General features: G+C 70.4%; 19 protein-coding genes. 12 read left to right on the top strand and 7 right to left on the bottom strand.

What is annotated here, in order from left to right:
* The first annotated feature begins 21 nt into the window (after positions 1–21).
* The 3 genes from AB0H84_RS23570 (at position 22) to AB0H84_RS23560 (ending at position 2811) form a co-directional block, all read left to right on the top strand.
* Positions 22–816, top strand: coding sequence for an NAD(P)-dependent oxidoreductase (locus tag AB0H84_RS23570; RefSeq protein ID WP_357607798.1), 795 nt, complete (start codon positions 22–24; stop codon positions 814–816).
* 97 nt (positions 817–913) lie between these two features.
* Positions 914–1876, top strand: coding sequence for a LacI family DNA-binding transcriptional regulator (locus AB0H84_RS23565; RefSeq protein WP_357607796.1), 963 nt, complete (start codon positions 914–916; stop codon positions 1874–1876).
* Positions 1873–2811 (top strand): aldose epimerase family protein, encoded by a 939-nt coding sequence (locus tag AB0H84_RS23560; RefSeq protein ID WP_357607793.1) that lies wholly within the window; start codon positions 1873–1875, stop codon positions 2809–2811. Before AB0H84_RS23565 ends, AB0H84_RS23560 begins: the two co-directional genes overlap by 4 nt.
* Here the strand turns inward: AB0H84_RS23560 and AB0H84_RS23555 are convergent.
* Positions 2801–5224 (bottom strand): SpoIIE family protein phosphatase, encoded by a 2424-nt coding sequence (locus AB0H84_RS23555; protein ID WP_357607791.1) that lies wholly within the window; start codon positions 5222–5224, stop codon positions 2801–2803. The genes AB0H84_RS23560 and AB0H84_RS23555 overlap by 11 nt on opposite strands.
* A 169-nt stretch (positions 5225–5393) precedes the next feature.
* Between AB0H84_RS23555 and AB0H84_RS23550 the strand changes: the two genes are divergently transcribed.
* The 6 genes from AB0H84_RS23550 to AB0H84_RS23525 all read left to right on the top strand — a co-directional run bounded on the left by AB0H84_RS23550 (position 5394) and on the right by AB0H84_RS23525 (position 11899).
* Positions 5394–7895 carry a DNA translocase FtsK gene (locus AB0H84_RS23550; RefSeq protein WP_357607788.1) on the top strand — a complete coding sequence of 834 codons (2502 nt, stop codon included), beginning with the start codon at positions 5394–5396 and terminating at the stop codon, positions 7893–7895.
* Positions 7896–7978: 83 nt separating this feature from the next.
* Positions 7979–8737, top strand: coding sequence for a helix-turn-helix domain-containing protein (locus tag AB0H84_RS23545; protein ID WP_357607785.1), 759 nt, complete (start codon positions 7979–7981; stop codon positions 8735–8737).
* A 60-nt stretch (positions 8738–8797) separates the two neighbouring features.
* A complete protein-coding gene (gene rimO / locus AB0H84_RS23540; RefSeq protein WP_357607782.1) occupies positions 8798–10207 on the top strand; it encodes a 30S ribosomal protein S12 methylthiotransferase RimO in 1410 nt (469 codons plus the stop codon).
* Positions 10204–10776 carry a CDP-diacylglycerol--glycerol-3-phosphate 3-phosphatidyltransferase gene (gene pgsA / locus AB0H84_RS23535; protein WP_357607779.1) on the top strand — a complete coding sequence of 191 codons (573 nt, stop codon included), beginning with the start codon at positions 10204–10206 and terminating at the stop codon, positions 10774–10776. Before rimO ends, pgsA begins: the two co-directional genes overlap by 4 nt.
* 3 nt (positions 10777–10779) lie before the next feature.
* Positions 10780–11271 carry a nicotinamide-nucleotide amidohydrolase family protein gene (locus AB0H84_RS23530; protein WP_357607776.1) on the top strand — a complete coding sequence of 164 codons (492 nt, stop codon included), beginning with the start codon at positions 10780–10782 and terminating at the stop codon, positions 11269–11271.
* A gap of 271 nt (positions 11272–11542) precedes the next feature.
* Complete coding sequence (locus AB0H84_RS23525; protein ID WP_349450118.1) at positions 11543–11899, top strand: helix-turn-helix transcriptional regulator; 357 nt, start codon at positions 11543–11545, stop codon at positions 11897–11899.
* On the opposite strand, the gene AB0H84_RS23520 is transcribed toward AB0H84_RS23525, so the two are convergent.
* Together AB0H84_RS23520 and AB0H84_RS23515 are read right to left on the bottom strand one after the other, a co-directional pair.
* Positions 11896–12675, bottom strand: coding sequence for a DNA-formamidopyrimidine glycosylase family protein (locus AB0H84_RS23520; RefSeq protein WP_357607773.1), 780 nt, complete (start codon positions 12673–12675; stop codon positions 11896–11898). The genes AB0H84_RS23525 and AB0H84_RS23520 overlap by 4 nt on opposite strands.
* Positions 12676–12880: 205 nt before the next feature.
* Positions 12881–13330 (bottom strand): Rrf2 family transcriptional regulator, encoded by a 450-nt coding sequence (locus tag AB0H84_RS23515; protein ID WP_357607770.1) that lies wholly within the window; start codon positions 13328–13330, stop codon positions 12881–12883.
* A gap of 146 nt (positions 13331–13476) precedes the next feature.
* Here AB0H84_RS23515 and AB0H84_RS23510 point away from each other — a divergent pair, with 146 nt between their 5' ends.
* Both AB0H84_RS23510 and AB0H84_RS23505 read left to right on the top strand, forming a co-directional pair.
* The gene (locus AB0H84_RS23510) at positions 13477–14658 is read left to right on the top strand and encodes an ROK family transcriptional regulator (RefSeq protein WP_357607767.1); all 1182 of its coding nucleotides are present in this window, start codon (positions 13477–13479) and stop codon (positions 14656–14658) included.
* A 101-nt stretch (positions 14659–14759) separates the two neighbouring features.
* On the top strand, positions 14760–15662 hold the full coding sequence (locus AB0H84_RS23505; RefSeq protein ID WP_357607764.1) for a rhomboid family intramembrane serine protease: 903 nt from the start codon (positions 14760–14762) through the stop codon (positions 15660–15662).
* A 7-nt stretch (positions 15663–15669) separates the two neighbouring features.
* Here AB0H84_RS23505 and AB0H84_RS23500 read toward each other — a convergent pair whose 3' ends face one another.
* Genes AB0H84_RS23500 through AB0H84_RS23485 form a run of 4 tightly spaced genes read right to left on the bottom strand, consistent with a single transcriptional unit; the run spans position 15670 to position 20337 of the window.
* Positions 15670–17109, bottom strand: coding sequence for a glycoside hydrolase family 3 protein (locus tag AB0H84_RS23500; protein ID WP_357607761.1), 1440 nt, complete (start codon positions 17107–17109; stop codon positions 15670–15672).
* Between the two features lie 53 nt (positions 17110–17162).
* Positions 17163–18014: a carbohydrate ABC transporter permease gene (locus AB0H84_RS23495; RefSeq protein WP_357607758.1), complete on the bottom strand. Its 852-nt coding sequence runs from the start codon at positions 18012–18014 to the stop codon at positions 17163–17165.
* Entirely contained in the window at positions 18014–19006 is a 993-nt protein-coding gene (locus AB0H84_RS23490) for a sugar ABC transporter permease (RefSeq protein WP_357607755.1), read from the bottom strand. The genes AB0H84_RS23495 and AB0H84_RS23490 overlap by 1 nt, the downstream gene beginning before the upstream one ends.
* Positions 19007–19011: 5 nt before the next feature.
* Positions 19012–20337 (bottom strand): extracellular solute-binding protein, encoded by a 1326-nt coding sequence (locus AB0H84_RS23485; RefSeq protein ID WP_357607752.1) that lies wholly within the window; start codon positions 20335–20337, stop codon positions 19012–19014.
* 137 nt (positions 20338–20474) lie between these two features.
* Here AB0H84_RS23485 and AB0H84_RS23480 point away from each other — a divergent pair, with 137 nt between their 5' ends.
* The gene (locus tag AB0H84_RS23480; protein ID WP_357607749.1) at positions 20475–21623 is read left to right on the top strand and encodes an ROK family transcriptional regulator; all 1149 of its coding nucleotides are present in this window, start codon (positions 20475–20477) and stop codon (positions 21621–21623) included.
* Positions 21624–21633: the final 10 nt, after the last annotated feature.

Here is a 21633-nt window from a genome sequence, read left to right as displayed (position 1 = left end):
AATCGTGTACATCATGGATGCATGCGCATTCTTATGACCGGAGCCGCTGGAAAAGTCGGCACGCTGCTCCGCCCACGGCTCGCCCGCGAAGGCCGCACGCTGCGGCTTTCCGACCTGCACCCGGTGGAGCCGGGCCCCGGTGAGGAGTGGGTCACGGCCGACCTCGCCGACCCGGCCCAGGTGGCCGAGGCGATGAAGGGCGTGGACGCGGTGATCCATCTCGGTGGCGAGAGCCGGGAGGCTCCCTGGGCCGACATAGTGCAGGCCAACGTCAACGGGACGCAAGTGCTGCTTGAGGCCGCCCGCGAAGAAGGTGTCCGGCACCTGGTGCTCATGGGCAGCCACCACGCGGCCGGCTTCCAGACCCGCCCCGCCGACGGCTCCGATCTGCCCGACTACGCCTTTCCCCGGCCCGACACCTTTTACGGAGTGAGCAAGGTCGTCATGGAGGCGCTCGGCAGCCTCTACCACGACCGGTTCGGCATGAACGTGACCGTGGTCCGGCTCGGCACCTGCAACGAGGCCCCCGGCGACACGCGCGGCCTGGCCACCTGGATCTCGGCCGACGACCTGACCCGCTTGATCGAGGCGGCGCTGACCGCGCCCGGATACCACGTGGTCTGGGGCGTCTCGGACAACGCGCGGCGGTGGTGGTCGCTGGAGGAGGCCAAGTCCATCGGGTACGTCTCCCGCGACTCCTCCGAGCCCATGGCGGCGGCGCTCATCGCCGAACAGGGCGAACCGGACCTCTCGCAGCCGCTCCACGACCGCGCCGGCGGCGTGTTCACCCTCAACGAGCTGGGGGAGCGCTGGTAACACCGCTCCGCTGGAGCAACCGGTTGCAAGAACCTTGACGACCATGGGCATGAAGGTCAAGGTTTAGTCTGGCAACCGTTTGCAAGGGAGGACGGCGATGGCGGCGACGATCAAGGACGTGGCGCGCGCCTGCGGCGTGCACGTGTCCACCGTGTCCCGCACCTTCTCCGCGCCGCATCTGGTCAATCCTGCCACCAGGAGCCGCGTGCTGGCCGCCGCCGACGACCTCGGCTACCGCCCCAACCGCGCGGCCAGGGCGCTCACCACCGGGCGCACGTTCAACATGGGCCTGATCGTGGCCGACATCTCCAACCCGTTCTTCCCGCCGCTCATCAAGGCCGCCCAGGCGCAGGCCAGAGGCCGGGACTACCACGTGTTCGTGGCCGACACCGACGAGGACCCGCGGGTCGAGGAGGAGCTGATCAGGACGTTCACCAAGCAGGTGGACGGCGTCCTGCTGTGCAGTCCCCGCCTGTCGAACAAGATGATCGAGCGCCTGGCGGAGGACGTGCCCTTCGTGGTGATCAACCGGCGGATCAAGGGCATGCCCGCCGTGCTGATGAACGTCGCCCAGGGCGCCAAGCTCGCGCTGGAGCACCTGGCGGGGCTCGGCCACCGCAGGATCGCGCTCGTGTCGGGCCCCATCGGCTCGTGGACCAGCAACGAGATGCAGGGCGCCGCCGCCGAGGCCCCCGGGCTCGACCTCGTCTTCTTCGGACCCAACCAGCCCACCGAGGCGGGCGGCCTGTCGGTGGCCGCGGACGTGGCGGCCTGCGGGGCGACCGCGGTGCTCGCGTACAACGACCTCGTGGCGCTCGGTCTCATCGAGGGGCTGCTGGCGATGGAGATCGGGGTACCAGAGAAGATAAGCGTGATCGGGTTCGACGACATCCTTCCGGGGCGGCTCAACCGGCCCAAGCTGACCACCGTGGCCATGCCCGCCGTGGCCGCGGGGAGGATGGCCGTCGACCTGCTGCTCCAGTCGGGGGGCGAGGGCGCGACAGTGACCCTCGACACCGCCCTCATAGTCCGCGAGTCCACGGGAAGGGCCCAAACATGATCTTCGGAACGCTGCCTTCGGGGGAGAGCGTCGAACAGGTGGAGCTGTCGTCGGGACGGCTGCGCGCCGAGGTGCTCACGTACGGCGCCATCGTGCGCTCGCTGGAGGTGTCGGGCCGCAACGTCGTGCTCGGCCTCGACACGCTGGAGGACTACCAGACCCGCAGCCGCTACTTCGGCGCGGTCGTCGGCCGGTACGGCAACCGCATCGCGAACGGCCGCTTCACCCTGGACGGCGTCGAGTACGAGCTCCCGCTCAACAACGGTGCCGCCAGCCTGCACGGCGGCATCGAGGGCTTCGACAAGAAGGTGTGGTCCATCGAGGAGCGCACCGACGGCTCGGTGACGCTGAAGCTGGTCAGCCCCGACGGCGACGAGGGCTACCCGGGCACGCTGACGGTCTGGGTCACGTACACGCTCGAGGACGACGCGCTCCGCATCGACTACGCCATGGAGACCGACGCCCCGACCGTGGTCAACCTGACCAACCACTCCTACTTCAACCTCAAGGGCGAAGGCGACGTACGGGACCACGTCGTGCAGCTGGCCGCCGACCACTACCTGCCGGTGGACGAGCACAAGATCCCCACGGGGGAGCTCGCGCCGGTCAAGGGCACGCCGTTCGACTTCACCGAGCCGCACGCTGTGGCCGAGCGGTACGACGGCCAGTACGACCACTGCTTCGTGTTCAGCGGTGAGGGCTGCAAGGTGACGGCCGGCGGCCTGACCATGGAGGTCACGACGACCGAGCCGGGCGTGCAGTTCTACACGGGCAGCATGCTCGACGCGACCGCGACGCCGTACGGGCCCTTCGCCGGGCTGTGCCTGGAGACCCAGCACTTCCCCGACTCGCCCAACCAGCCGCAGTTCCCCTCCACCGTGCTGAGGCCGGGCGAGCGCCGCACCTCGACCACGAGCTACAAGTTCAGCTCTTGACCGGACGCAGGGCGGCGGAGGCCTTGATCACCATCAGGGCCACGTCGTCCTGCGACGGCTCCTCGGCGAACGTGTCGACCGCGTGCCGCACCCGTTCGGCCACCGCGTGGGCGCTCAGCCCCGTGCAGCCGGACAGCAGCGCGGCCAGCCCGTCGCCGTCGTCGAGCAGCCGGTCGCCGTCGCGCCGCTCGGTCACCCCGTCGGTGACGCAGAGCAGCACCTCCTCCGGCGCCAGCTCGAACGTCTCGACGTAGAACCTGGCGCCGCCCTCGATGCCCAGCAGCAACTGCGGGGTCGCCACCGCCTCCACCCTGCCGTCCGGCCGCAGCAGGAGCGGAGACGGATGGCCGGCCGAGGCGATCGTGCAGAGCGCGCCACCCTGGGGGAGGGGGGTCAGCTCGCCGCAGAGCAGGCTGAGGAACCTGCCCTCCTCGCCCTCCTCCAGCAGGGCGTGGTTGAGCCGGTCGAAGATGTCGGCCACCGTGTAGTGCTCCTTGGCCAGCAGGCGTACGGCGTGGCGGGCCAGCCCCGTGACCGCGGCCGCCTCCGGGCCGCAGCCGCACACGTCGCCCAGCGCGAAGCACCAGTGGTCGCCCACCGTGAACAGGTCGTAGAAGTCGCCCCCGACGTCCGTGCCCTCGCCGGCGGGCTCGTAGACGACCGCCGACTCCAGGCCCGGCATCGGCGCCACCCGCATGGGCAGCAGGCTGCGCTGCAGCACCCGCGAGGTGGTGGCCTGCCTGGCGTAGAGCATGGCGGTGTGCAGGTTGAGCGCCACCAGGCGGCACAGGTCCGCCAGCAGGTCGGCCGTCTCCAGCGGCAGCGTCGGCTCGGCCCGGCCGATCACCAGCGCGCCGTACGACCTGCCCTGGGTGGCCAGCGGGAACGACAGCACGGTCTCCGGGCCCACCGGCCAGCTCACCTCCTCGATCGCGGTGCGCGGGACGGCGGGCAGCGACTTGCGCAGGTCGGAGTTGTGGCGCTCCTCGCTGTGCCAGACGTGCGAAAGCCTGGTCATGCCCGTCAGATCGGTCAGGTAGACGGCCGCCCAGGTGGCGATCTTGGGCACGACGAGCTGCGCGGTCAGCGCCGCGATCAGCTCGTCGTCGTGCACGCCCGCCAGCAGCTCGCCCGCCTCGGCCAGGAACGAGAGCCGGCCCCGGTGTGCGCGGTCCTGCTCGGCCAGCCGCTCGCGCTGCACCGGACCGGCCACCTGGCCGGCGATGTGCTGGAGGCTGACCGTGAGCTCGTCGTCGAAGCGGCCCGGCTGCGCGGCCGTCACCACGATGGAGCCGGCCGCCTCGCCGTTCACGAGGAGCGGCGCGCACGCCAGCGACCTGGCGTTCAGCTGCTGGGCCAGCTCGACGTCCACGGCGAGAAGATCCTCGATCATCGTGGGCGTCCTGCGCTCCGCCCCGAAGACGCCGGGGGCCAGCACTCCCACCAGCCCCGCCGTCGCGCCCGCGCCGGCCGCCACGCCGAACCCGTTGCCGCCCTCCGCGGCCAGCAGCACGTACGCGGCGTCGCCGCCGCTGGACATCTGCACGATCTGGGCGATCGTGTCGAGCAGCTCCGCGAACGGCATGTCCTGGTCGAGCAGGTCCATGATGCGCCGCCCGGCCTCCCGCCGCAGCGGTGGCGTCAGCAGATAGCCGTGCTCACGCGCCACCACCATCCAGATCGAGCATCTCTGCCCCTTCGTGCGCAGGTGGGAGACGTAGACGGGGAGCAGGCTGCCGTCGCGGTGCCGCATGCGTGCCTCGCCGCGCCAGCGGCCCAGGTCGAGCGTGTCGGCCAGCGACAGCGCGTACGGCCCGTGGCCCCGCCAGTCCACCAGCTTCTCCAGCGGCCGGCCGACCGCCTGCTCGGCCCGCCAGCCGAGCAGCTCCTCCGCCTCCGCGTTCCACGACTGCACCAGCCCGTCGCGGTCGGCGACGACCACTCCGACGTGCAGCGTCTCGACGGGAGCGGTACGGGAGGGCGCCGGCGCGGCCTCTTGCGGGTCGTAGCCGTCGGCGAGCTCCATGCGCACCCAGACGCGCTTGGCGGTCCTGGTGTAGGTGACGCCCCAGGCGTCGGCCAGCATGCCCGCGAGCGCGAGGCCGCGCCCCGAGGTGCGCGTCGAGTCGGGGGCGGGCTCGGCCTCCAGGATCTTCCGCGTCGGGTGGTGGTCGTCGACCTCGATCTCCAGCTTCGCGGGGTCGGCGTCCACGTCCAGGCGGCAGGTCAGCTCGATGCCGGTGCCCGCGTGCACGACGGCGTTCGTGACGAGTTCGCTGGTCAGGAGGACGGCGTCCTCGGTCAGATGGCTCAGCCGCCATTCGCCGAGCACCTGGCGGACGAACCTGCGCGCGTGTGCCGGGGCATGGGGGGTCCCGTCGAAAGCGGTGCTCGACACCCTGGTCGTGTCCACTCTGCGTCCTAGTACATCACTCGATGTGTTAGTTCGGTCACTCTCAGAGTGGCAGACATGTGCCCGTCGATACGTTGGGTTGCGGAGATGGAGCCCCCGTACGGAGTGTGGCGGGATGCTCGGCGAGCCTACGCGCGTTCCGCGGTGTCTCCGACGTACCTTTGGCATCATGGCCACCCGTACGCCGAAAAGCGCATCGAAGGGGCCGGCGAAGCGGTCGACCTCGTCCCGCTCGACGCCCGCCAAGCGCGGGGCCTCGTCGGCGGGGCGCTCCAGGGCGGCCTCCGGACGCAAGCCTTCGATGACCCACCAGGACCCGATCAGCTGGGTCTTCACCATGATCGGCAAGCTGATCGTCGGGCTGTGGATGCTGCTCGCCAACGGCATCGGCAGCACGGCTCGCGCGCTGGGCAAGAACGCCCGCGAGCTGGATCCCGCGCACCGTCGCGACGGGGTGGGCCTGACCGTGCTCGCGGGCGCGATCGTGCTGGCGGCCATGACGTGGCGCAACGCCGACGGTGCCGTCTCCAGCGTGGTGAACGCGACCGTGCACGGCGTGTTCGGCTCGCTGGCGTGGGCGCTGCCGCTGCTGCTCGGCCTGCTGGCCTGGCGCTACCTGCGCCACCCCGACCAGAACGCCGACACCGGCCGCATGGTGATCGGGTGGGCCGCGCTGCTGGTCGGCGTGCTGGGCGTCATCCACGTGGCCAACGGCACCCCCTACCCGGCCGGCGAGGGCCAGGGCATGGACAAGATATCCGCGGCCGGCGGCATGATCGGGTTCATCGTGTCGGCGCCGCCGATGAGCATCCTGCCGCCGTGGATCACGATCCCGCTGCTGCTGCTCCTGTCCGGGTTCGGCGTGCTGGTGATCACCGCCACCCCCGTGCACCGGATCCCGGAGCGGCTCGCCGAGCTCAGGCACATGCTGTTCGAGCGGCACGCCGAGCCCGCGCCGCGGGAGCCGGGCAAGAAGCGGGCCAGGGCCGCCAAGAAGTCTCCAGAAGAGCGGGCGGACACGGTCAAGCCGTACGACACCCCCGTTCTGGCGGAGAACGCCGACAAGCGGCCCGACCACTCGCCCGAGATCGTGCCGGGGCTGACGGAAGAGGAGGAGACGCCCGCTCCCGAGGCCGACAGGAGGCCGGAGCCGCCGCTGCCGACGCCCGCGCCGCGCAAGGTGGAGCAGCTCGTGCTGTCGCCGCAGGCGGGGCCGTACAGCCTGCCTGACCTGCAGTTCCTCAAGCCGGGCACGGCGCCGAAGCCGCAGACCAAGGCCAACACCACCGTGGTGAACGCGCTGACCAGCGTCCTCGAGCAGTTCGCCATCGACGCGCAGGTGATCGGGTTCACCCGGGGGCCGACCGTGACCCGGTACGAGATCGAGCTGGGGCCCGCGGTCAAGGTGGAGAAGGTCACGGCGCTCACCAAGAACATCGCGTACGCCGTCAAGTCCGCCGATGTCCGGATTTTGTCGCCTATTCCTGGCAAGTCGGCGATCGGGGTGGAGATCCCGAACGCCGACAAGGACCTGGTGGCCCTGGGTGACGTGCTGCGCTCGCAGGTGGCGCAGGCCGACCACCACCCCATGATCGTCGGCCTGGGCAAGGACGTCGAGGGCCGCACCATCGTCGCGAACCTCGCCAAGATGCCCCACCTGCTCATCGCGGGCGCCACCGGCGCCGGTAAGTCCGTCTGCGTGAACGGGCTGATCACCAGCATCCTGATGCGGGCCACGCCCGACGAGGTGCGGATGGTGCTGGTGGACCCCAAACGGGTCGAGCTCAGCGTGTACGAGGGCATCCCCCACCTGATCACCCCCATCATCACCAACCCGAAGAAGGCCGCCGAGGCCCTCGAATGGGTCGTGGGCGAGATGGACCGGCGCTACGACGACCTGGCCGCGTCGGGGTTCCGGCACGTCGACGAGTTCAACAAGGCCGTGCGGGCGGGCAAGCTGCAGCCGCCGCCCGGCAGCGAGCGGGTCTACCAGCCGTACCCGTACCTGCTGGTGATCGTGGACGAGCTGGCCGACCTGATGATGGTGGCCCCGCGCGACGTCGAAGACTCGATCGTGCGCATCACGCAGCTCGCCCGCGCGGCGGGCATCCACCTCGTGATCGCCACCCAGCGGCCGTCGGTCGACGTGGTGACCGGCCTGATCAAGGCGAACGTGCCGTCCAGGCTCGCGTTCGCCGTGTCGAGCCTCACCGACTCGCGGGTCATCCTCGACCAGCCGGGCGCCGACAAGCTGGTCGGGCAGGGCGACGCGCTGTTCCTGCCGATGGGCGCGAGCAAGCCCATCCGCATCCAGAACGCGTTCGTCTCCGAGAAGGAGATCGCCGAGATCGTCGGCCACTGCAAGACGCAGATGCAGGTCGAATACCGGGAGGACGTCGCCGCCGCGCCGGTCAAGCGGGAGATCGACGAGGACATCGGCGACGACCTCGATCTGCTGATCCAGGCCGCCGAGCTGATCGTGACCACCCAGTTCGGCTCGACCTCGATGCTGCAGCGCAAGCTGCGGGTCGGGTTCGCCAAGGCGGGGCGGCTGATGGACCTGCTGGAGAGCCGGAACGTGGTCGGTCCGAGCGAGGGCTCCAAGGCGCGGGAGGTGCTCGTCAAGCCGGACGATCTCCCTGGTTTGCTGGCCGATCTGCGTGGCGAATGACCCCAATGCATCCCTGCGGGGTAGTAACTGGTTGAATGTAAGTCACTACCTATTGTGGTGGGTGCCGTGGGGAGGCGTTCGCTGTGCAGGAGCAGAGCATCGGAGCCATGCTGGCGGCGGCGAGGCGGTCGGCGGGGCTGACGGTCGAGCAGGTCAGCGCGGCCACCAGGATTCGTGAAGCGATCATCCATGGCCTGGAGCAGGATGACGACAGCCAGTGCGGCGGCGACTTCTACACCAGAGGGCACGTCAAGGCCGTGGCCAAGGCCGTGGGGCTCGATCCCGAGGCCACGGTCCACCTGTACGACCAGCAGCACGGCGGGGCGCCCAGGCCGGTGGCGGCCTCGGCGGTGTTCCAGGCCGACCGCAAGATCCACGTGCCGGAGCGGCGTGGGCCCAACTGGTCGATGGCCCTGGGGGTCGCGCTGGCGATCGTGGTCGTCTTCGGCCTGATGCGGGTGCTGGGCGGCGCGAGCGACCAGGTGCGTACGGCCGACGTGCAGGCGGCCTCGGCCCGGCCGAGCGTCCCGCCGAACATGCCGGTCGTCGAGCGGCCCAAGCCCGCGTCGGGCAAGGCGCAGAAGGGCATCGTCACGATCACGATCAAGGCGAAGCGGACGTCGTACGTCCAGGCCCATGACGCCAAGGGGCGCAAGCTCTTCGCCGGGACGATGAAGGAGGGAGAGACCTCCACGTGGCAGGCCGAAGATCGGGTGAACCTGCTCCTGGCCGACGCGTCGGCGGTGTCCCTGCAGGTCAACGGCAAGAAGGTGGGGCGGCTCGGGGGCAGGGGAGAGATCGTGCGGCGCTCGTTCGGGGCGGCCAAGCCACCCTCCCGGTAGGCGCATGGCGGGAGCCCGTGCATCGGGTGGTGGCCAACTCCCGATACCGTAGTGTTCACCATGTCATCCCGCCGAACCGCATCGCTGATCACCCTGGGCTGCGCCCGTAACGAGGTCGACTCCGAGGAGCTGGCCGCGCGTCTTGAGGCTGCCGGTTGGCAGCTGGGCGACGACGACCCCGACGTCGTCGTCGTCAACACGTGTGGCTTCATCGACTCGGCCAAGAAAGACTCCATCGACACGCTGCTGGCCGCCGCCGACTCGGGCGCGAAGGTCGTGGCCGCGGGCTGCATGGCCGAGCGCTACGGCAAGGAGCTGGCCGACGCGCTGCCCGAGGCCGGCGCGGTCATCTCCTTCGACGACTACGCCGAGATCGGCGAGCGCCTCGACGACGTGCTCGCCGGGCGGTCACTCACGCCGCACACCCCACGCGACCGCCGCACCTTGCTGCCCATCTCGCCGGTGGACCGTGCCAGCGCGCCCAAGGCCAACATCCCCGGCCACGGCGACCTGCCCGAGGGCCTCGCGCCCGCGAGCGGCCCGCGCGTGCTGCGCAAGCGGCTCGACGAGAGCCCGGTGGCCTCGCTCAAGCTGGCCTCCGGCTGCGACCGGCGCTGCACGTTCTGCGCCATCCCGGCCTTCCGCGGCTCCTACGTCTCGCGCAAGCCTGACGAGCTCCTGGCGGAGGCCGACTGGCTGGCCCACAGGGGCGTGCGCGAGCTCGTCCTGGTCAGCGAGAACTCCACCTCCTACGGCAAGGACCTGGGCGACCTGCGGGCGCTGGAGAAGCTCCTGCCCCAGCTCGCCGCCGTCGAAGGCATCGACAGGGTGCGGGTCAGCTACCTGCAGCCCGCCGAGCTGCGCCCCGGGCTGATCGACGTGCTCACCGGCACCGACGGCGTCGCCCCTTACTTCGACCTGTCCTTCCAGCACGCCAGCGGCGGCGTCCTGCGCCGGATGCGCCGCTTCGGCGACCCGGAGCGCTTCCTGGGGCTGCTCCAGACCGTCCGCGAGCGCGCCCCAGAGGCCGGCGTGCGCTCCAACTTCATCGTGGGCTTCCCCGGAGAGACCGAGGAGGAGTTCGGCGAGCTGGTCGGCTTCCTGGAGGCGGCCAGGCTCGACGTGATCGGCGTGTTCGGCTATTCCGACGAGGACGGCACGGAGGCGGCCGGCCTGCCGGGCAAGCTGGACCAGGAGGTCATCGATGAGCGCGTGCGCGTGCTCACCGAGCTGGCCGAGGAGCTGACCGCCCAGCGCGCGGAGGAGCGCATAGGCACCGAGGTCGACGTGCTGATCGACGACGACCTGGGCGACGGCGGCTACGAAGGCCGCGCCGCGCACCAGGGTCCCGAGGTCGACGGCTCCGTGACGGTGCAGGGCATCGGCCTGGTCAGGGGGCAGATCGTGCGCGCAGTCGTGGTCGACGCCGAGGGCGTCGACCTGATCGCGCGCATCAAGGCAAGTCCATGAAAAGGGACGAGCGCCGGGTGGTGAGCCCGTGGAACATCGCCAACGTCCTCACGGTCCTCCGGTTGGCGCTCGTCCCCTTCTTCGTCGTCTGCCTCTTCCTGCCGGGCACGGGCTGGCGGGTGACCGCGCTCGGGGTCTTCGCGGTGGCCTCGATCACCGACCACCTCGACGGGGAGCTGGCCAGGCGCTACGGCCTCATCACCGACTTCGGCAAGATCGCCGATCCGATCGCCGACAAGGCGCTCACGGGCGCCGCGCTGGTGAGCCTGTCGATACTCCACGAGCTGCCCTGGTGGGTGACGATCCCGATACTCGGCAGGGAGATCGGCATCACGGTCCTGCGGTTCGTGCTGCTGCGGCACGCGGTCATCCCGGCCAGCTACGGCGGCAAGGTCAAGACCGTGCTGCAGATCGCCGCGATCGTGCTCTATCTCCTTCCGTGGGTGCCGGGGCCCGTCCGGTGGGTGGTGATGGGGGCGGCGCTGGTCGTCACGGTGGGCACGGGCGTCGACTATCTCGTCAGGGCCGTCAAACTACGCAATGTCGCGAAGCAGGCGCGCGGGGAGTGATCGATGGCGGATGTGGCCGAGGTTCTGAGCATGCTGGTGGGCCGGTCCGCCACGGTGGCCGTGGCCGAGTCGCTGACCGGAGGGCTCATCGGAGCGGCGATCACGTCCGTGTCGGGGTCGTCCAAGGCGTTCAGGGGCGGGGTGATCTCGTACGCCACCGACCTCAAGCACGAGCTGCTGGGGGTGCCGGACGAGCTGCTGCGGCGTGAGGGGGCCGTGCATCCCGACGTGGCCGCGGCCATGGCGGCCGGGGTCGCGCGGCTGTGCGGGGCCACGTACGGGCTGGCCGTGACGGGGGTCGCGGGGCCGGAGCCGCAGGACGGCAAGCCGGTCGGCACCGTGTACGCGGCCGTCTGCGGACCTGACGGGACAATTTGGGGCCGCGAATTGAGCCTGACGGGATCACGTGAACGTATCAGGGTAGAGACGGTGGACGAGGCAGTAGATCTACTGTCAGGTGTGCTTAAGCCGAACATAGGGGAACATTCCGGGTGATTACCGTGTTACGTCCCGAGCGAACATGCGATGGACGGTCTGACGCGGTGTCGGTGGATACGGGTACGGTGGAGCTGTGAGTGAGGTCCGTGAGCCAACTGCAAGCACCGAGCGCCCGGCAGGCGGGCCTGATGAGTCGCGACTGGCGGTCCAGGGGCGGCGTCGCCCCATGATGACGGCGAGGAGTATGTACGAAGCTAAGAAGACCAATGTGCGGCACGAACCGATCGCGCGGGGCGTGGTGAAGTCCGCGCCGGGGAGGGAGCGACAGATGATTCTGCTGCGTCAGCTGCTCGGCGACGTGCTGAGGCGGTTGAGGGTGCGGCAGGGACGCACGCTACGCGAGGTGTCCACCCAGGCACGTGTCTCACTCGGCTACCTGTCCGAGGTGGAGCGCGGCCAGAAGGAGGCCTCGTCCGAGTTGCTGGCGTCCATTTGCGGCGCACTCGAGGTGCCCCTTTCGCAGGTGCTCCGTGAGGTTTCCGACCAGTTCGCGCTGGCGGAGCTCCAGGCTGCCCCTGTGCTGGCCGACGTGCCCGAGCACGAGCGGCTCGGCCTTACGGAGACGGTTCCCGGGTCGATTTCCGACTCCGTGTTCCCCGAAGCCAAGGCAATGGTGGCTGCCTAGCTCGGCTGGCAGCCCGCACACCACAGGATCAGCCGCTCCTGTGGCTGCGCTCCCATCTCCCCGCGGCTGATGCGGGTGCCGCATCGGCGACAGGGCCTCCCCGCCCTGCCGTAGACCCACGTCTGGTACGCCGGGCGGCGATCACCTGTGGTCACCGTGCCCGCATGACTCTTGTTGGCGTCCAGCAGCCGCTGGGCCAGTGACACGAGCCCGGTGAGATCCTCGATCTCCCCGACCCTCTTCCACGGCCAGATTCCGCGCAGGAACAGGGTCTCGGCGCGATAGATCGTGCCGATCCCCGCCAGGTTGCGCTGATCGAGCAGCGCCTCCCCGATGGTCCTGCCGGGCGCCGCTCGCAGCCTTCGCACGGCCTCATCCGGGTCCCAGTCCGGGCCGAGCAGATCCGGCCCCAGATGGCCGACCAGACGCTCCTCGTCGCCGGTCCTGACGAGATCCACCATGCCCAGCCTGACCCCCACGGCCTGCCACTGCTGATTGGCCAGGATCAGCCGCACCTGGTCGCCCGGCGCGGTCCGGCGCCCCGCCTCCATCACCCGCCAGCTTCCGTCCATGCGCAGGTGGGTGTGCACGGTCAGGTCGCCTTCGACGCGGGTGAGCAGGTGCTTGCCCCTGGAGACCGTGGTGATGACCGCGCGGCCCACGAGGTCGGCGGTGGCGTGCCTGGGCACGCGGAAGTCCGACCTGGTGAGCACGCGCCCGTCCAGCGCGCCTCGGAGGCGGGCGGCCGTGCGGTAGACGGCGTCTCCTTCGGGCATCCTTCCAGTCTAGGAACGCGGCCGCGGGGCCGTGGCGGTCTGGGCGGCGGCCAGGCGGCGCCCTCCGTCCTGCGGATCAGTCCCAGGCGGCGGGCAGGCGGCGCCCTCCGTCCTGGAGATCAGTCCCAGGCGGCGGGCAGGCGGCGCCCTCCGTCCTGCGGATCAGTCCCAGGCGGCGGGCAGGCGGCGCCCTCCGTCCTGGAGATCAGTCCCAGGCGGCGGGGTCGGCGGCGAGCTGGCGGACGCGCTCGGGCAGCGCCCCCGTGGCGACGTTGTCCAGGGTGACCTCTTCCAGGATGGAGCGCTCGGTGGCCCGCAGCGCGATCCACACCTGCTGCAACGACTCGGCGGGGCCCCGGTAGCCGACGTGCTCCGGGCGCTCGCCGCGCACGTTGGCCAGCGGGCCGTCCACGGCCCTGATCACATCGGCCAGCGAGATGTCGGCAGCGGGCCTGGCCAGCACGTAACCACCCTCAGGCCCCCGCTGCCCGCGCACGAGCCCGGCCCTGCGCATCTGCAACAGGATGTTCTCCAGGTATTTGGGCGGCATGTCCTGTTCCTTGGCCAGCTCGCCCACTGTAGTCGGGCCTGCACCTGCTGCGGCGAGTTCGGCGGCGGCACGGAGGGCGTAGTCGACACGAGCGGAAAGGCGCATGTTCTCGATTATCCCCCCTGGTCAACACTGGTTAGGTGCAAGTTCGTCAGAACGGGCACATGATCGGGATGCACCCGATGGTGAGAGCGCTAAACTTCCAACAACCTTTCTGATTGGACGGCCTGATCGGCACCGGAGGATTCAGCGTGGAGCGACGCCCTGGTGTGCCCAGATTGCTCAGGGAGATCAATGACCGGGCCGCGCTGGAGCTGTTGCTCGCCACCGGTCCCATGACACGCGGTCAGATCGGCGATCTGACCGGCCTGTCCAAGGTCACGGCCTCGCAGACGCTGGCCAGGCTGGAGGAGCGCGGCCTGGTCGAGGTGGTCGGCACGCAGGCGGGCGGCCGCGGGCCCAACGCGGCCCTCTACTCGGTGATCCCCTCCAGCGCCTACGTGGCGGGCCTCGAGGTCGGGCCCGAGCTGATCTCCACTGCGGTCGCCGACATCCACGGCAACACGATCGCCGAGGTCACGGTCGATCCGGACGGCAATGACGACCCGGTCTCCGTGGTCCACGGCGCGATCGTCAAGGCCTGTCGCAGCGCCAAGATCAGCCTGTCCAAGCTGCGCGGCGTCGTGATCGGCACGCCGGGCGTGGTGGACCCGCGCAGCGGCGACGTGCGCTTCTCGTTCGACCTGCCCGGCTGGCACGAGGGCATCCACGAGGCTCTGGCGGGCGACCTGCGGCGCGAGGTGACCATCGAGAACGACGTCAATCTCGCCGCCATCGCCGAGCACGCCGACGGGGCGGCCAAGGGGCTCGACGACTTCGTGCTGCTGTGGTCGAGCCGCGGCCTGGGCCTGGCCGTCATGCTCGGCGGCAAGCTGCACCGCGGGCGCTCCGGCAGCGCGGGCGAGATCGGCTACCTGCCGGTGCCCGGCGTGCCGCTGCCCGAGGACATCCGCACCGAGCCAGGGCGGCTGCCGTCGCTGGCGGGCGGCCTGCAGTCGCTGGTCAGCGCCGAGGCGGTGGCCGAGCTGGCCCAGACCTACGGCTTCGCGGCCGGCAGCGCGGGCGAGTGCGTCAAGGTCGCGATGGCCGCGGGCGCCGAGGGTGAGCCGCTGCTCGACGAGATCGCCAACCGGCTCGCCCTGGGCGTCGCCGCCGTGTGCGTGATCCTCGACCCCGGGCTGGTGGTGCTGGCCGGCGAGGTGGGCCACGCGGGCGGCCCGGCGCTCACGTCCCGGGTGGAGGAGGCCGTGGCCCGCATCTGCCCGGTGCGCCCCCAGGTCGCCACCACGAAGGTGACCCACGGCAACCCGGTGCTGCGCGGCGCCGTGCTGGCCGCGCTCGACCAGGCCCGCGAGGAGCTGCTCGCGCCCTAGAGGGCGACTCGATTTGATCACAAAAGCCCCTCCATGTCGGCGATTCGATACCCTCGCTCTCCGCCGGAGCCGCGTGAAGGTGTGGAGGGACGTGAAGGGACATGGAAGAGCAGATCGCCGGGGTGCCGACGTGCTACCGGCACCCCAAGAGCGAGACCTATGTCCGCTGCACCCGCTGTGACCGCTACATCTGCCCCGACTGCATGAGAGACGCGGCCGTGGGCCATCAGTGCGTCGAGTGCGTACGCGAGGGCAACAAGTCGGTGCGGCAGGCCAGGACCGTCTTCGGCGGCAAGGTGTCCGCCGTTCCGGTGGTGACCTACGTCCTGATCGCCGCCATCGTGCTGGCCTACGCCGCGCAAATCGCCATGCCCTCGATCGTGGACCGGCTGGACGGCCTGGGCATCGGGCTGCGCGACGTGGACGGCCGGTACTACGTCTACGACAGCGACACGGGCCTGGAGCCCGTGGGTGTGGCGGCCGGCGAGTGGTACCGGCTCGTCACCGCCAACTTCCTGCACCTCCAGCCCACCGAGGGCGGCTTCGGCATCCTGCACATCGTCTTCAACCTGTACTGGGTGTGGACCCTCGGCCGGGTGGTCGAGGAGATGCTGGGCAGGCTCCGCTTCGCCGGGCTCTACCTGCTGGCGGCCGTGGGCAGCTCGGTCTTCGAGTACCTCATCTCGCCCGACACGGCCGCGGTCGGCGCCTCGGGGGCGATCTTCGGGCTGGGGGCGGCGTACTTCGTCTTCAGCCGGCGGCTCGGCCACGACCCGCTCGGGGGTGGCCGGCTCATCGTCTTCTTCCTGATCTGGCTGGTCGTCTCGGCCGGGTTCAGCTCCTGGGAGGGGCATCTGGGCGGCCTGATCGTGGGTGGCGGGACCGCGCTCACGCTGGCTTATCTGCCGCGTAAATATCATCTTGCCGCGATGGGCGCGATGCTCGTCCTGCTCGCCGTCCTGGTGGCGGTGAAGACCCACGATCTCGGCCTGTGGCCGGCATAGCCACCGGCTAGGCGGTGAGGAGCTCGACGGCGGCCTGGGCGTTGGCCCTGGCCGCCCCGTACGTGGCGATGTAGGCGGCGCTGCCGGGCCGCCACACCGGCAGCCCCATCTCGATCACCGTCGCGTCGGGGCGGGCCGCCACCAGCGCGGAGAGCAGTTCCTGGCTGGCCTGGTGGCGGTGCGCGTCCTTGACCACGACGACCAGCGACCGGTTCGCGGCCGTGGCCAGCAGGGCAGGGACGTCGGCGGCCGCGGGCTCGATCCGGACGATCTCGGCGTCCGGCAGCCACGGCCCCACGCCCCACGGCACGTCGCCCACGGCGATCGTCGGCGGGGTGTCCACCTCGATCACCAGGGGCTCGATCAGAGGCTCCGTCTCTCCGGTGAGCCGCACGGCGCGGCGCGCGGCGTGCAGGCCCACCCCGTTCTGCTCGGCCGCGACGGGCGCGGGCGTCGCCGACCAGGCCCGGAGCGCCGCCACTCGCGCCGCCGCCTCCTCCAGCCGGTCCGGCGACAGGCGGCCCTCGCGGACCGAGGAGACGATCTCCGCGATGATGGCCTGGACGTCGTCGTACGTGGGCAACGGCCCCAGGCAGAGCAGGTCGGCCCCGGCCGCCAGCGTCAGCACGGCGCCACCGGCCAGCCCCACGCTCCTGGTGATCGCGTGCATGTCCAGCGCGTCGGTCACGACCACGCCGTCGTAGCCGAGCTCTCCTCTGAGGAGCCCGGTCAGCGCGGCGCCGGACAGCGTGGCGGGCGTCTCGCCCGTCACCGCCGGCACCGCGACGTGCGCGGTCATCAGCGACCTCGTCCCCGCCCCGATGGCCGCGCGGAACGGGGCCAGCTCGCGCTCGCGCAGCACGTCGATGCTCACGTCCACGACCGGGATCGCCAGGTGCGAGTCCACCCGGGTCGCGCCGTGGCCGGGGAAGTGCTTGACGCAGGCCGCCACGTTCACCGACTGCAGGCCCTGTACGGCCGCCACCGTGTGCCTGGAGACCAGCCCCGGGTCGGCGCCGAACGAGCGGGTGCCGATCACCGGGTTGTCGGCCTCGGTGTTGACGTCGGCGCTGGGCGCCATGTCCAGGTTGATGCCGCAGGCGGCCAGCTCCGAGCCGATCGCGCGGTAGACGCGGCGGGTCAGCTCGACGTCGTCCACCGCCCCGAGCGCTGCGTTGCCCGGGTACGGGCTGCCGACGTGGTACGCCAGCCGCGTCACGTCGCCGCCCTCCTCGTCCAGCGAGATGACGGGCTCACCCGCTCCCCGCAGCGCGGTGGTCAGCTCGCGTACCTGGCCGGGGTCGGCCACGTTGAAGCCGAAGAGCGTGACGCCGCCCAGGCCGTGCTCCAGCTCGCGCAGCACCCATTCGGGCGCCGTCGTCCCCTGGAAGGCGACGAGCAGTGTGCCGGCCGCGAGACGGCGCAGCCCCCGATCACTCTGACTCATGGCTCCTCATCGGAATGTAGGCATGCTCGGACAGGCGTCCGACCAGCGGGATGTCAGCCCTTCACGGCCCCGGCGACCAGGCCGGAGACCATGCGGCGCTGTACCAGCAGGAAGAAGATGACGACCGGGATGGTCATCATCGTGGAGCTGGCCATGATGGCGCCCCAGTCCGTGCCCTTCTGGCCGAAGAAGTACTGCAGGGCGACGGGCATGGTGTATTTGGTCGGGTCGCTGATCAGGTACAGCGCCATGATCAGCTCGTTCCACGCGGTGATGAACGAGAAGATGCTGGTCGCGACCAGGCCCGGGGCCACCAGCGGGAAGAGCACCTTCCAGAACGTGGTGAGCCGGCTCGCGCCGTCGATCCAGGCCGCCTCCTCCAGCGACTTGGGCACGGCGGCCACGAACGTGCGCAGCATCCAGATCCCGAACGGCAGCGTCAGCGCCACCTGCGTGACGATGAGGCCGAGCAACTGGTCGTACAGGCCGAGGCGCTTGACGCTAAGGAAGAGCGGGATGACCAGCGCCTCGGCCGGGATCATCTGCGCGATCAGCAGCAGTGCCAGGAACGCCGTGCGGCCCTTGAACCGGAAGCGGGCCACCGCGGTCGCCGACAGCAGCGCGAAGACCGCGCCGATCAGGACCGTGCCGAGTGCCACGATGGCGCTGTTGCGCAGGTAGAGCCAGATCGAGTGCTCGGCCACGCCGTCGGTGAGCACGCGGGTGATGTGCTCGAAGGTGAAGTGCGTGGGGAACGGGACGAAGTCGGTGGTGAAGATCTGGTCGTTCGCCTTGAAGGCGGTGGAGGCCATCCAGTAGACGGGGAAGATGGCGATCACGAAGACCAGCACGCCTGCCGCGTTGAGCGCGACCTTGCCCAGGCGCCTGCGGGCCAGCGGGCTCATCACAGCTCCTCCTGCTTGAACATCTGGCGGATGTAGGCCGCGGTGACGATGAGCAGGATCACGGTCAGCACCACCGCGATGGCCGCGCCCGAGCCCATCTTCGGCGGGGCCTTGAACGCCTCCGTCACCGCGTACATCGACAGGTTGTACGCCTCGCGGTTGGAGGTGCCGGTCAGCACGTACAGCTGGGCGAAGACCTTGAAGTCCCAGATGATCGAGAGCACGGTCAGCACCGCGAACACCGGCTTGAGCAGCGGGAAGGTGATCTTCCTGAACGTGCGCCACGCTCCCGATCCGTCCACCTTGGCGGCCTCGTAGAGCTCGGCGGGGATGCCCTTGAGCCCGGCGAGCACCGAGACCGCGATGAACGGGAAGCCCGCCCAGACCACGCAGATGATCAGCACCATGTAGACGGACCAGGCGTCGTTGAGCCACGGCTGCCCGGTCCAGTCGGCCCGGCCGGTCAGCCAGGCGGGCAGCAGGTTGAGCGCCCAGTTGATGACACCGGCCTCGGAGTCGAACAGCCAGCGCCAGATCACGCCCTGCGCCACCGGCGGGACCGCCCAGGCGAACATGATTCCGATGATGACGAACAGCGACATCTTCTTGCCGAGCCGGTGCAGCAGCACTCCGACGGCCGTGCCGAGGATCAGCGTGAGCGGCACCGCGATGGCGGCGAACACCACCGTGTTGCGGAGCGAGGTCCAGAAGATCTCGTTCTTGAGGATGTTGGTGTAGTTGTCGATGCCGACCCAGGTGGCCGGCTTCCTGCCCGAGATCTGGACGAGGCCCACCTTCTGGAAGGAGATGATCACCATCTGGACCAGCGGGTAGAGCAGCAGTGCCCCGATGACCAGCAGTCCCGGGATCAGCAGGACGTAGGGAATCGACCAGGTGGGGAGCCCGGCGCCCCGCGCGGGCCGGTTCGCGCGGCGCGGTCCCGGGGTGGAGGCGCGGCCTCCGCCCCGGGCGAGCGTTGACGTGTTCGTCATAGGTGTCAGGAGGCGTTGAGGATGTCTTCGAGTTCCTTGTTGGCCGCGGCCAGCGCGTCATCCGCGCTCGCCTTGCCCTCGATGACCTTGCGGGCCGCGTTCTGCAGCACCGCCTTGGTCTCGTTGGCCTCCGTCCACTGCGGGTCGGCGGGGAAGGCCTTGGCCTTGGCGAAGGCGGCGGCGAACGGCGCCTGCGCCGGGTCGCTGGACAGGGCCGCCAGGGCTTCGGGGTAGACGGGGAGCAGGCCGCCGTCGGTGGCGTACTTCACGCCCCACTGCTTGTCCGAGGCCAGCTTCACGAACTCCTTGGCCGCCTCCTTCTCCTTCGAGGAGCCCCACACAGCGATGTCGTTGCCGCCGAGGAAGGACTGCGCCTCGCCGCCCGCCTTGGACGGGAGCGGGAAGAAGGCCACCTTGTCACCCTTGATCTTGCCCTTGCTCTCCTCCGCGATGGTGGCCAGGTCCCACGACGCGGTGAGGTACATGCCGACCTTGTTGTTGGAGAAGCGGGTGCGGATCTCGCTGCTGTTCTGGTTGAGGCGCGACTTGCTGGACAGGCCGTCGGTCACCAGGCTGGTGTACTGGGCGAAGCCCTCCTTGAAGCCCGGCTCGGTGAGCTTGCCGACCCACTTGTCGCCCTCCTTGACGGCGTAGTCGCCGCCGGCGGTCCAGGCGAGGGCGCCCAGCAGGTGGTTGGCGTCGGAGCCGCCGTTGAAGGCGAAGCCGTCGACGTCCTTGCCCTTCTTGGCCTGGATCTTCTTGGCCGCGGCCACGAGGTCGTCCCAGGTCTTGGGGACCTCGATCTTGAGCTCCTTGAACCAGTCGGCCCGGTAGAGCACCGCCCGGCTGCCGCCGCCCCACGGCACGGCGTACGTCTCGCCGTCGATGGTCTCGAGGCCCATCAGGTTCTTGGGGATCTGGGCCTGGTCGCCGGCCGCGACGATGTCGGTGATCGGCTCCAGGGCCTCCTGGCTCTGCCAGAGCGGGACCTGGTCGTTGCCGATCTCGGTCACGTCAGGGCCGGCGCCGCCGGCGGCCGCGGCCGTGAACTTGTCGTTGACCTGCGGCCAGGGGATCCACTCCACGTTCACCTTGGCGCCGGTCTGCTTCTCGAACTCGGCGGTCAGCTCGTCGGTGTACTTCTTGGCGGCGGGGTTGCTGTCGCCCAGGCGCCAGAACGTCAGCGTCTTGCCCGCGTACTTGGGGCCGCTGCTCGCGGGCGCGGCCGCGCTGGGTGAGGACGTGGGCGCCTCGCCGGAGCCACAGGCGGCCAGGCCCAGGGCCAGTGCGGCCGAGGTGACCGTAGCGGCTGTGATCTTCGCGATCCTCACAGGGTTCTCCCTTCCCGGGTGCCGGCCTACGGTCCGCACCAGGCTGATCGTCAAATGTCGAACGGCGCTGCTAAACTAACAAGAAACTTTCTTAAAAGAAACGCCCGTTAGCCATTCGTGACGAGAGGGGTGCGCTAATGAGTCGAAGCCCGGGGGTCCCCCGGCTGCTGCGCAGGCTGAACGATCGCGCGGCGCTCGAACTGCTCCTTGTGGACGGCCCGCTCACCCGGGCCGAGCTGGGGGAACGGACCGGGCTCTCCAAGGTGACCGCCGGCCAGCTGCTCGCGCGGCTGGAGGAGCGGGGGCTGGTGGAGGTGGCGGGCGAGCGCGCCGGAGGCAGGGGGCCGCACGCCGCCGTGTACGCCGTCGTGCCCTCCAGCGCCTACGTCGCCGGCCTCGAGGTCCTGCCCGACAGCATCCGGGTCGCCGTGGCGGACATCACCGGCAGGGTGGTCGTGGAGATCACGGTCAACCCGTCCGACGGCCGCGACCCGGTCAAGGCGGTCCACGAGGCCGTGCAGCGGGCCTGCGACACGGCGAACGTCGGCCTGTCGCGGCTGCGCGCCTTCGTCATCGGCACGCGGGGCGTGGTCGACCCGGCCACCGGTGACGTGCGCTGGTCGTACGACCTGCAGGACTGGCACGTCGGCGTGCTGGCCAGCCTGCGTCAGACGCTCGGCACCTCGGTCACCATCGAGAACGACGTCAACCTGGTCGCCCTCGCCGAGCACAAGCACGGCGCGGCCGTCGGCCACGACGACTTCGTGGTGATCTGGGCCGGTGTCGGACAGGGCCTCGGCGTCATGCTGGGTGGCCGGCTGCACCGGGGCATCGGCGGGGGAGCGGGTGAGATCGGCTGGCTGCCGGTCCCCGGCGAGCCGCTGCCGTCCGACGTCGCGGAGCCGCAGTCCGGCTCGTTCCAGCGCCTGGTGGGCCACGCCGCGCTGCGCGAGCTGGCCGAGCGGCACGGCGTCACCGGTGAGTCGGTGCCCGACCTGGTGCGCGACGGCGACGACGGCTACCTGGACGAGGTGGCGGGACGGCTGGCCGTGGGCGCGGCGGCGGTGACCGTCGTGCTCGATCCCGGCCTGATCGTGCTCAGCGGCGAGATCGGCAGGGCGGGCGGCGCGCGGCTGGCCGCCAAGGTGCAGGAGGCGGTGGCCCGCGTGTGCCTGAGCCGGCCCACCGTGGTCACGACGGGGGTCGCGGGCAACCCGGTGCTGCGTGGCGCGCTGGTGGCGGCTCTGGAGCAGGCCCGGGAGCAGGTCTTCTCCGACACTGTGTGAGAATTTCTGC

Origin of the sequence: Nonomuraea sp. NPDC050786, from assembly GCF_040654115.1 — a bacterium.
Taxonomy (GTDB): Bacteria; Actinomycetota; Actinomycetes; order Streptosporangiales; family Streptosporangiaceae; genus Nonomuraea.
The sequence above is the reverse complement of the archived record's forward strand: the minus strand, read 5'-3'. Positions and strand labels throughout refer to the sequence as shown.